Source organism: Streptomyces sp. NPDC002537 (assembly GCF_053594975.1).
In genome coordinates this window covers 1-11,014 of the sequence record NZ_JBSFWT010000138.1, presented here as the reverse complement: position 1 = coordinate 11,014, position 11,014 = coordinate 1, and the positions used below count along the sequence as shown (strand labels likewise).

The 11,014-nt window shown below is 72.2% G+C and carries 6 protein-coding genes; 3 read left to right on the top strand and 3 right to left on the bottom strand.

All coding sequences use genetic code 11. From position 1 onward, the window contains the following. Window positions 1–404 precede the first annotated feature (404 nt). A complete protein-coding gene (locus ACWD4A_RS33855; RefSeq protein WP_451200026.1) occupies window positions 405–3,557 on the top strand; it encodes a sacsin N-terminal ATP-binding-like domain-containing protein in 3,153 nt (1,050 codons plus the stop codon). Between the two features lie 501 nt (window positions 3,558–4,058). Here the strand turns inward: ACWD4A_RS33855 and ACWD4A_RS33850 are convergent. From ACWD4A_RS33850 to ACWD4A_RS33840, 3 genes are all read right to left on the bottom strand, one after another. After that, on the bottom strand, window positions 4,059–4,634 hold the full coding sequence (locus ACWD4A_RS33850) for a hypothetical protein (protein ID WP_451200025.1): 576 nt from the start codon (window positions 4,632–4,634) through the stop codon (window positions 4,059–4,061). Continuing rightward, on the bottom strand, window positions 4,631–4,957 hold the full coding sequence (locus ACWD4A_RS33845) for a hypothetical protein (RefSeq protein ID WP_451200024.1): 327 nt from the start codon (window positions 4,955–4,957) through the stop codon (window positions 4,631–4,633). Before ACWD4A_RS33845 ends, ACWD4A_RS33850 begins: the two co-directional genes overlap by 4 nt. Before the next feature lie 409 nt (window positions 4,958–5,366). After that, the gene (locus ACWD4A_RS33840; protein ID WP_451200022.1) at window positions 5,367–6,617 is read right to left on the bottom strand and encodes a helix-turn-helix domain-containing protein; all 1,251 of its coding nucleotides are present in this window, start codon (window positions 6,615–6,617) and stop codon (window positions 5,367–5,369) included. 1,094 nt (window positions 6,618–7,711) lie between these two features. On the opposite strand from ACWD4A_RS33840, the gene ACWD4A_RS33835 reads away from it, so the two are divergent. Both ACWD4A_RS33835 and ACWD4A_RS33830 read left to right on the top strand, forming a co-directional pair. Further along, window positions 7,712–8,074 carry a hypothetical protein gene (locus tag ACWD4A_RS33835; RefSeq protein WP_451200021.1) on the top strand — a complete coding sequence of 121 codons (363 nt, stop codon included), beginning with the start codon at window positions 7,712–7,714 and terminating at the stop codon, window positions 8,072–8,074. A 121-nt stretch (window positions 8,075–8,195) separates the two neighbouring features. Then, window positions 8,196–10,886: a DUF6065 family protein gene (locus ACWD4A_RS33830; protein ID WP_451200019.1), complete on the top strand. Its 2,691-nt coding sequence runs from the start codon at window positions 8,196–8,198 to the stop codon at window positions 10,884–10,886. The last annotated feature ends 128 nt before the right edge of the window (window positions 10,887–11,014 follow it).

Genomic DNA, 11,014 nt, shown 5'->3' with positions numbered 1-11,014 from the left:
AGCCCGCCCTGGGCACCAAATCCAGCCCGTCCGGCGTTTGAGGACGCGGCCGCAGGCCGCTTCCGCCGCAGGCGGCAGCGGTGGGGCGGCCGGGATCGGGCGGGGGTGCGTACTCACCCCGGCCCGCCGCCAGGCGATGGGCGGGTGGGTGGGCGAAAATCCGGCGAGACGGACTCGCACCCCCGGGGCCCGGGGCGCGTGTACCGACCCCGGCCTGCCGCCAGGCGACGGGTGGGCGAAAATCCGGCGAGACGGACTCGCACCCCCCGGGGCCCGGGGCACGTGTATCGACCCCGGCCTGCCGCCAGGCGACGGGTGGGCGAAAATCCCCCCGGGACGGACCCGCACCGACAACGCCGAGCCCCCCGCAGGGGCCCCGCACCCAACGACGAGGGAGAACCCACGTGACCGGCACGGCGACAGCCACCCCCGCAGGGGACCCGTTCCGTACGGAAGCCCTGCGGCGCGCCGTACTTCAGGCCTGGGGCGCCAGCCCCACCCGGTTCCGGGAGGACGCCAACGCCGAGGAGGACCTCGCCCTCGGTGGCTACCGCGACCGCCTCGTCGTCGAGCTCGCCCAGAACGCCGCCGACGCCGCCGCCCGCGCGGGCGTACCCGGCAGGCTGCGCCTGACCCTCCGCCCCGCCACGGCCGACGGCCCCGCCGTCCTCGCCGCCGCCAACACCGGCGCCCCCCTCGACGCCGCGGGCGTCGAGTCCCTCGTGACCCTGCGGGCCTCCGCCAAGCGTGACGGTGACGCGACCGCCGCCGTGGGCCGGTTCGGCGTCGGCTTCTCCGCCGTCCTGGCCGTCAGCGACGAGCCCGCCGTCGTCGGCCGCGCCGGCGGCGTCCGCTGGTCTCTCGCCGAGGCCCGTGCCCTCGCCGCCGGTGCCGCCGCCGACAGCCCCGGCCTCGCCGAGGAGATCCGCCGCCGCGACGGCCACGTCCCGCTGCTCCGGCTCCCCCTGCCCGCTGAGGGCAGCGCCCCCGAGGGCTACGACACCGTGGTCGTCCTCCCGCTGCGCGACGGCGCCGCCGAGGACCTGACCTCCCGTCTCCTCGCCGCGATCGACGACGCGTTGCTGCTCGCCCTCCCCGGCCTCGCCGAGGTCGTCGTCGAGACCCCCGACGGCCGCGTGCGCACCCTGACGCGGCACGACGAGGGCCCGTACGTCCTGGTCCGCGACACGGCGCGCGGCGCCGCCGCCAACCGCTGGCGCGTCGAGCGCGCGGGCGGCCCCCTGGACCCCGCGCTGCTCGCCGACCGGCCGGTCGAGGAACGGCTGCGCCCGTACTGGTCGCTGACCTGGGCGGTCCCTGTGGGCGAGGACGGCACGCCGGTACGGCCGGAGACCGCGCCCGTCCTGCACGCCCCCACCCCCACCGACGAACCGCTCGGGCTCCCCGCCCTCCTCATCGCCACCTTCCCCCTCGAACCCACCCGCCGTCACACCGCCCCCGGCCCCCTCACCGACTTCCTCGTCGAGCGCGCCGCCGAGGCGTACACCGCGCTGCTGGGCGGCTGGGAGCCCGTCTCCACCGGCACCCTCGACCTCGTCCCGGCCCCGCTCGCCCGCAGCGCCGTGGACGCCGAGCTGCGCCGGCAGGTCCTCGACCGGCTGCCCCGCGTCCCCTTCCTCCCGCGCGCCGTGACGCCCGCCCACAACGCCGACGACACCTGGGACGCGTACGCCCGCGCCCTGCGCCCCGTCGAGGCCGAACTCGTGGAGGGCGCCGGGGCGGAGACCGTGGCCGTGCTCGGCGAGCTGTTCCCGAGCCTGCTGCCCGCCGGTCTGGAGCGCCGCCCCGAGCCGCGCGCCCTCGACGTCGCGCGGGTCCCGCTCGGCGAGGTCGTCGACCGCCTCGCGGGCGTCGAACGCGACCCCTCCTGGTGGTGGCGGCTCTACGACAGCCTCGCCGGGGTCGACCCCGACCGGCTCAGCGGCCTGCCCGTACCCCTCGCCGGGGGCGCGCGCACGGCCATCGGCCCCCGGCAGGTCCTCCTCCCGCCGCCGGACGGCACCGACTCGGAGCGGCTCGCCCGGCTCGGGCTGAAGGTCGCCCACCCCGACGCCGCCCACCCGCTGCTGGAGAAGCTCGGCGCCACGCCCGCCTCGCCCCGCGCCGTCCTGACGACCCCTCAAGTACGGGCCGCCGTGGCCGCGTCCCTCGACGCCGACGAGATCTGGGACGAGGACGCCCTCGACAGCGAGGCCCTCGCCGACACCGTCCTCGCCCTCGTCCGCGACGCGGGCCTCGCCCCCGGCGACGAGCCCTGGCTCGCCGCCCTCGCCCTCCCCGACGAGGACGGCGAACTCGCCCCGGCCGGTGAACTCGTCCTGCCCGGCAGCCCCTTCGAGCGCGTCATCCGCCCCGGCGAACTCGCCGCCTGCGACGCCGGGCTCGCCGAACGCTGGGGCGAGCAGCCGCTCACCGCCGTCGGCGTACTGGCCACCTTCGCCCTCGTCCGGGCCACCGACGTCGTCCTCGACCCGGACGAACTGGAGCCGCGCGACGGCGACTTCGCCGAGCCCGACGACGTCGGCCTGCTCGAAGCCGTCGACGTCTGGTGCGAGGACGTCCTCGACGGGCTCCCCGACACCCCCGTACCCCCCGTCGCCACCGAGCTCGTCGCCGTGCGCGACCTCGACCTCGTCGACGACGACGCCTGGCCCGAGGCCCTCGCCCTGCTCGCCCGGCCGCCACTGCGCGACGCGCTGACCGCGCCCGTACGCGTCCTGCTGCCCGACGGCACCACCGAGTCCGTCCGCCCCTACACCGCCTGGTGGCTGCGCGGCCACCCCGTCCTCGACGGCCGCCGCCCCGCCGGGCTGCGGGTCGCGGGCGGCGACCCGCTGCTGCGCGGCCTGTACGAGGCGGCGGACGCGGCCGGCCTCGCCGACGACCAGGTGCTCCGGGCCCTCGGCGTACGCACCTCCGCGGCCGCCCTCCTCGCCGAACCCGGCGGCGCCGCCGAACTCCTGGCCCGCCTCGCCGACGAGGACCGCCCCGTCGAGGCGGCCCAACTCCACACCCTCTACGGCCTCCTGGCCGACCTCGACCCGGAACAGGTCACCCTCCCCGACGAGCTGCGCACCGTCGTCGACGGCGAGGTCCGCGTCGTCGACGCGGCCGAGGCGCTCGTCGCCGACACCCCCGACGTCCTCCCTCTCGCCGTCGGCCACCCCCTCCTCCCCGTCCGCCCCACCCGCGCCGCCGACCTCGCCGACCTCCTCCAGGTACGCCGCGCGAGCGAGGTCCTCGCCGTCCGCGTCCCCGCGGGCGACGGCGAACGCCGCTCCGTCCCGGAGGGCGTACGAACCCTGCTGCCGGGGGCGCCCGCGGCGTACGTCGAACACGACGAACTCGTCATCGGCGGTGTCGAACTGGACTGGTGCGTATGCCAGGACGGCATCCTGCACGCGACGACCCTGGAGGGCGTGGCGGCGGGCCTCGCCTGGACGGCGGGCGCCTGGTCCCGCCGCTTCGAGGCGGCGGCGCTGCTGGAGGACCCGACGCGTACGGAGGAACTGGAGCGGGCGCGCTGGTTCGACTAGAAGTTTCGACTAGAAGTGACGGGCGGCTGCCCTGGCTCCCCCGCCTCGCGGCGAGCCGGGCAGCCGTACGTGACCGATTTCGCTGCCCGGATCACCCGAAAGTCGCATTTCCTTATGCAGGGCCCGAGTTGGTCCTCAAGAGCGGTAGTGTGTGTCCCGGCGCACCCACGGTGCGCCCCCCTTCAAGGAGGAGCCGACATCTGTCGGGTTCACGGAGGGCCCGGCAATCGGGTTCCTCCGGCAGCGGTCGCCGGATCTCGGCCGCGATGAAAGGGGGGCGTCCCGAATGGGTCGTCACCGCAGGCCACGTCCGTCGATCTGGAAGCGTATGACGCTGAAGGTGAGGAGGTGGTTCAAGGGCTGACCGGAGGCTGCACGAGCTAGCCTCCGGTCAAAAGGGCCCTTGTGCCTGCTGGTCCCCGCTGCGGATGTCCGGTCCGTGGTGGGGGCCACTTTTTGTGCACGGCCGTTGTTGTGCTAACCGGTCCGGCCGTGCAGACGTCAGCCTAGCGCCGACACGGGCCGCAGGACCAGCCGTCGTGGTCCGGCGGGTCGGTGTCTCCCCGGCCGGTCATGCCGTGGCGACGGGCTCACGCGGCCGCTCGTCGGCCTCCGGCACGGGCCCTGGTCACCACTTCGCGCACGCGTTCCGGATCGCAGAGCGACCACGCGTTCCGGATCGCAGAGCGACGCGGCACTGTCCGGAGGTGGCAGGAGCCAGTGGATACCGGGAGGGCCCGCGCGGTGGGGCGGTGGAACGGTGACGGTGTGGGACAGCCCGAGGCATTCGTAGGGGGCGCCCCACTCGCGCGCGGTCCCCGGCGGTACCAGGGCGAAGTACCAGCCGTACGGCGGTGGTTCCGCGATGACGGCGTTGTCGATCGCGGACTTCCGGAAGACGGCCTCGACGGCATCGCGGTCGTCCGAAGCGGCTTGGGAACGGATCGTCTCGGCGGGGATCTGCACGGCGTCGAAGAGGACGCCGGTGAGGACTTGTACGGGGTCGCCGCGCAGCCACCAGCCCCGGGTGGGGACGAGCAGTGCCTGGGAGAGCCACTTCCCCGACGGGGGTGTCATCGCGGGTTCGCGTAGTAGAGGAGCGTCTTGGCTGTTCGGGCGAGCGTGACGACGACTGTCTCCGGGGCCGAGTACGGGTCGCTGCCGTCGAGAAGCCGGCGCCCGCACGCCACCGCGCTGTCCCGCGGGACCGCCCCGGCCAGGCCGCTCCGCCTCAGATTTTCGGCCGCGGCCTCCACGAGCGGGAGCAAGGCTTCGATCAGGGCGCGGAGCCGGTCCTCCAGGGCTTGCGTGTCGTGCTCGTCCTGGGGCGAGAGCCCTTGGCTGATGTCTCTGGCGATCGCCTCGGAGTTGAGGACGATGAGGGGTGGAGTGGTGGTCATGACGTCCCCGTCTTTCGATGGCATGCGCATGTGCAGGTGAGGGGTTCGGTGGGGGCGGTGCGGGGCGGCGCCCCGATCCGGCGGATGGGGGTGGCGCCTGGGCACTTGCGGTGCTGGCCGACTCGGCAGTGGTGGTCTTTGTGGGGGCGGGCAGGGCGCGCCACGGTCACCGCACCGCCTCGGCCGCTTCGCACAGCTTCGACGGTCCTGTGCGGAACGGTGATGGCAGTACCCGGGTGGGATCGGCTCTACCGCCGCTGACGGCGTATGGGCCCAGCCCGAAGCGGCCGCCCTCGTGGCACGGCGGTGGATGGCTCATGAGGTTCCCCCACGATCGGCGTTGAGCGGATGTGGGGATGAACGTAGGCCCGCCGAAAAGGGAGAGGGGGCACACTTTGTGCCCCCTCGCTCACGCCGCGAGGATGCCGATCTTCACGGCGAGTTCGGAAGCCCGGCGCCGACGCCCCGGTGTCCGCGACTCCGCCTCTTCGAGGATGATCCCCTTGGCGTAGCCGTTGTAGCGGATGGTCTCCGGCGCCGCCTCGTACGCCTTGTCCAGGGTCGCGAGGGCGGTGTCGGGCTGCCCGTCGAGCTGGTACCCGCGAGCCTCCTCGATGCGGTGCCGTGCCCGGCGCGGCCGGGACGGGATGACGGTGGCGTCGGCTGCTGCGGCCTGCCTGACGCTCTCGCCCCCGGCGCGGAGTTCCACGGCCACGGTCACCGCGTGCGCGCTCATGATGGCCTGCGAGAACGACGTGATCGGGTGGTAGTAGCCGGGAGGCAGTTCCTTCGACATCTTCCGGGCGGCGTCCCAGTGGCTCCACGCGGTGCCGGTGTCGCCGCGCCGCGCGGAGGTGTACCCGGCCTCGAAGCGCAGGGCCCCGGCGATGGCCAGAACCTTGGGGACCGCATCAGCGAGGAGAGGTGCCAGGAATTCGAGGGTTCCCATGGTGACGGCGTCAGCGGCGTCGTAATGGGCCGGTCCGCTGTCCCGGTGGGCCTGTGCGGCGAGCCAGGCGGCGACACCGATGATGTGCGGGTCTTCCGACTCGCGCGCGGCGACCATGCTGCGCTCTGCCACGCGCCACAGCAGCGAGGCGTCGGGCTGATACGCGATGAAGAACTGGCTGAGGCTGTAGACCTCGGAGAGTACGGACTGCGCCGCCCTCCGTTCCGCGGCGGTGTCGGCTTGTCGGGCCGACAACTGGGCGTCACGGATGAGTTCGGGCAGCAGACTGCCGATGACGTCCCGATGATTGGGTGCCGAGTGCCGGGCCTGCCAGGCACGGGCAAGCCGGGCCTGGAGATGGGCTGTTGGCGGTGCTTGTACCGCGGTCACGAGGGGAAAGGCATCGATGGCCGCTCGTACGGCGGGGAGACGTTCATGTCCGGGGCCTACGAACAAGTCGATGTGCGTGCTCTGGTCGCCCGTGAGGTCGGCGAGGTCCCGGACGCGCAGGGCCTCGGCGAGGCGCAGAATGGTGTGCAGTTTGGGAGTTCGGAGGCGTCCGCATTCCACGGCCTTCACCCAGCTGGGCGACTTGCCCACGAGACCGGCGAGGACTACCCGGCTCATCCCTCTCCGGGTTCGCAGCAGTTGCAACCGTTGACCGAACTGGATCGGTTCGGCGTACGGGTCGGGGGTGGCATCGGATGGCACGGTCTCGCCCCTCTCTGAACAGCTCGTCACTTTCAGACTATGAGGCGAGTCCGTAGCCCTGTCATGGGTCGAACGGCAGTTGAACCGCTCCGGGGCATGTTCGCGCGCGTACCGCTGGGATATCGGGTGGTGCCCGCGCACCGGAAGTTGGGCCGGTGCGTGCACCACGACGCACGCCGCGCCCCCCGGTGAGCTGCCCGGATCACCCGAAAGTTGCATTTCCTTACGAGCGGCCCGAGTTGGTCCTCAAGGGCGGTAGTGTGTGTCCCGGCGCACCCACGGTGCGCCCCCCTTCAAGGAGGAGCCGACATCTGTCGGGTTCACGGAGGGCCCGGCAATCGGGTTCCTCCGGCAGCGGTCGCCGGATCTCGGCCGCGATGAAAGGGGGGCGCTCCGAATGGGTCGTCACCGCAGGCCACGTCCGTCGATCTGGAAGCGCGTGTCGCTGAAGGTGAGGAGGTGGTTCAAGGGCTGACCGGAGGCTAGACAACTTAGCCTCCGGTCAAAAGGGCCCTTGTGCCTGCTGGTCCCCGCTGCGGATACCCGGTCCGTGGTGGGGGCCACTTTTTGTGCACGGCCGTTGTTGTGCTAACCGGTCCGGCCGTGCAGACGTCAGCCTAGCGCCGACACGGGCCGCAGGACCAGTCGTCGTGGTCCGGCGGGTCGGTGTCTCCCCGGCCGGGTGCTCCCCGAAGACGGACCGTCGTCGCGGTGACCGAACCCCGCCCCGGTCACCGTGAGATGACTCCGGCCTCAGGCGAGGATCATGGCGGAATGTGCCCGCTTTACGGCTGCAATCGAAAGCGGCATGGTGAACCCGCACGTGAGTTACGTACGAGTGTTGTTCGTCTTCGGTTCTACGAACGGAAGGTGCAATGACCGATGAGACAGGCGGCGAGGTCCAGCCGCCGGACGAACCCGAATTAAGGGTTCCGGCGATCGACCCGCAGGGCAGGAGTTTTTGGATTCCGCTTCCGTGGATTCCCGTGCCGTCCCCACCTCCCCCGCCGCCGCCTCCGCCAATTCCGCCGCCGCCCCCGCCGCCTCCACCGATTCCGATTCCGCCGCCCCCGCCGCCCCTCACCGCCACCATCGTGGTGCAGCCTCCTTCGCCGCAGGCCTATCCGGGCGACGATGTCACCGTGTCGGTGCTGGTGACGAATACCGGCAGCACCACGATCGGCGCGCAGACCGTGGTGATCACGGCCCCGGTCGATACGCAGCTTGTCGACGGAGTGCTGAGTGTCTCGTCGGTCGGCTACCCGGGCAGTCTCAGTGCCGACCGGCGGACCGCGACCTGCCTCAACGTCCCGGTGAACCTCGGCCCCGGCCAGCAGGCCGTCTTCTCCGTCTCCGTCCGCATCGGGGTGAACGCCGCGCCCGGTCCCGTATCCGTCGCCTTCACCCTCGGGGCTCCCGCCTTCGCCGCCGGAAACGGAAGCATCGAGGTCTTCTGAATCCCGGTTGAAGCCCGATCGGAAACCGGTTGAACCCCGGTCACCGCCGGTGTGGCGACGCGCCATCGGGTCGGCGCACCGGCGCACCAGGAGTTCTCACCACCCTTCTGGAGACGGTTAGTTGAGCTCTGCAGAACATCAGGACCCGGAACCCGTCGTCACCGCCTACCGTTTACCGGGCAACCCGGATATGCCCATCGTCCCCGCGCCGGCTCAGCGGGACTGGCTGGACCGGGCCACCCTCCGCTACACCTACCGGTGTCTCCCGCTGCGCGTCGCCAATCAGAACGGCTGGTCGATCCTCAACAACAGTACGTTTACTGTGCATTGGAACGGCGGGGACGCGGTGGGGGACCTGACCGTCCGCTATCCCAAGGAAGGGACCGCCGGATCGGCGGTGAGTCATTTCGGCTACGGCATCCTCACCTTCCACATCCCCTATCTGATCCGGACGCCGCCCGGCTGGAATTTGCTCGTCCGTGGCCCCGCCAACGTCCCGAAGGACGGGGCGCACCCGCTCGAGGGCCTGGTGGAGGCCGACTGGGCGGTGGCCACGTTCACCATGAACTGGAAGATCACCCGGCCGGGCGTCGACATCACCTTCCTGGCGGGTGAACCCGTCCTCATGCTCGTTCCCCAGCGGCGCGGGGACCTGGAAGGGCTCCGGCCCCGGATCGTCCCGCTCGCCCGCATGCCGGACGCCGACGACCACCGGGCCTGGAGCCGGAGCCGCCTCGACTTCGCCCAGGCCATCGCGGCGGGCGACCCGTCCGCCGCGGACGGCTGGCAGCGCCACTACATGGGGGGCACGCATCCCGGTACGACCGTGCCCTTCCCCGAGCACCAGCGGAGCCTGCGGCTGCGCAGTTTCACGGAAACCACCGGCGAAGAGGAGAAACACATCGTGACCAGTGTCCAAGACACCCCGCTCGCGGCACGCGTTCCTGTCATCTCCACGGTGGCGGGCACCGGCATCACCGGTTCCTCCGGCGACGGCGGGCCGGCCGGTCAGGCAACTCTCAGCCCTCCCTTCGGTGTCGGGGTGGATTCCGAGGGCAATGTGTACATTGCCGATACGGGTAACCACCGTGTGCGGAGGGTGGATGCGGGGAGCGGCACGATCTCGACGGTGGCGGGCAACGGCACCGCCGGCTTCTCCGGCGACGGCGGGCCGGCCGTCCAGGCCGCCCTCAAATACCCCCGCGGTGTCGGGGTGGATTCCGAGGGCAATCTCTACATCGCCGACACCGGCAACCACCGTGTGCGGAGGGTGGATGCGGGGAGCGGCACGATCTCGACGGTGGCGGGCAACGGCACCGCCGGTTCCTTCGGCGACGACGGGCTTGCCGTCCAGGCCGCCCTCAACCTTCCCTTCGGTGTCGTGGCGGATTCCCTCGGCAATCTCTACATCGCCGACAAGGACAACCACCGGGTGCGGAAGGTGGATGCCGGCACCCGGACGATCTCCACGGTCGCGGGTGACGGCACCCCCGGTTCCGGCGGCGATGCCGAGCTGGCCGTCAAGGCCCAGCTCAACCTGCCCAATGGTGTCGCGGTGGACCCCGACGGCAACATCTGCATCGCCGACACCGGCAACCACCGTGTGCGGAGGGTGGATGCCAGGACCCAGGTGATATCCACCGTCGCGGGCAGGGGCGGCGCCGGTTTCTCCGGCGACGGCGGGCCCGCCGTCCAGGCCGCCCTCAGCGCCCCCGGCGGTGTCGGGGTGGACTTCGACGGCACCCTCTACATCGCCGACACCGGCAACCGCCGCGTGCGGAAGGTGGATGCGGGGACCCGGACGATCTCGACGGTGGCGGGCAACGGAACCGCCGGTTTCTCCGGCGACGGCGGGTCGCCCGTTCAGGCCGCCCTCAACGCTCCCAGCGCTGTCGTGGTGGACCCCGACGGCAGTCTCTACATCGCCGACAAGGACAACCGCCGGGTGCGGAAGGTGAGCGGTGTCTCGTCCGCCGTCCGGTTCTCGGTGCTGCCCGGAGGGCCGCCGGATGTGACGCTGACGCGCGCCGGTGAAATCGGCTACGTGGGTGTGCGGTTGCGTGCCGAGGAGGACGGCCCCTTCACTCCGCAGACCGTGCGGGTGGCTCTTCCTCCGGGGCGTGGCCTTCAGTACGTGGCCGAGGCCTACCCGGACTATCAGCTGACCGTGCAGGACGCCCAGGGGGCCATGCACTTCTACCTCGGGGCCTTGTCGTCGGACGGGCAGACTCTCACCTTCGAGAATGTCGACCTCGCGCTGTCCGGCAGGGGTTCGGCCTCCGCGGTGTGGGTCGCGGTGAAGGCGTCCCCGGATGCCCCGATCGGGGACACGCATCTGAACTTCCAGGTCGGCGGCCGGACTTCGCGTTCCACACCCGTCCACGTCGTGGCCCGGTTCTCGGTGGCGCCGGGGGTGCCGCCGGACGTGACGCTGCCGCGCGACGGCGGAATCCGCTACCCGGGTGTGCGGTTGCGTGCCGAGGAGGACGGCCCCTTCACTCCGCAGACCGTGCGGGTGGCGCTTCCTCCGGGGCGCGGCCTGCAGTTCGTCGCCGAGGCCTACCCGGACTATCAGCTGACCGTGCAGGACGCGCAAGGGGCCATGCGTTCCTACTACGGAGCCCTGTCGTCGGACGGGCAGGCCCTCACCTTCGAGGACGTCGACCTCGCGCTGTCCGGCAGGGGTTCTGCCTCCGCGATGTGGGTCGCGGTGCGGGCTTCCTCGAACGCCCCGCTCGGGGACACGTACCTGGACTTCCAGGTCGGTGGCCGGACTTCGCGTTCCACGCCGCTCCACATCGTCACCCGGTGACCTCGCGGCCCTCACGCCCGCGGGCGTGAGGGCCGCCCCCCCGGACGTCCCCGCCCCCGGCGGCCGGCCCCCCCGACACCCCCCCCCGCGGCCGAAAAGGAAACCAACCGGAGGGGGGAAAAAAAAGG

What these genes read in the sequence shown, in the direction of transcription:
- ACWD4A_RS33850 (WP_451200025.1), bottom strand. Translation starts at nt 4,634, where the DNA reads ATGACACCCCCGTCGGGGAAGTGGCTCTCCCAGGCACTGCTCGTCCCC.
- ACWD4A_RS33845 (WP_451200024.1), bottom strand. Translation starts at nt 4,957, where the DNA reads ATGACCACCACTCCACCCCTCATCGTCCTCAACTCCGAGGCGATCGCC.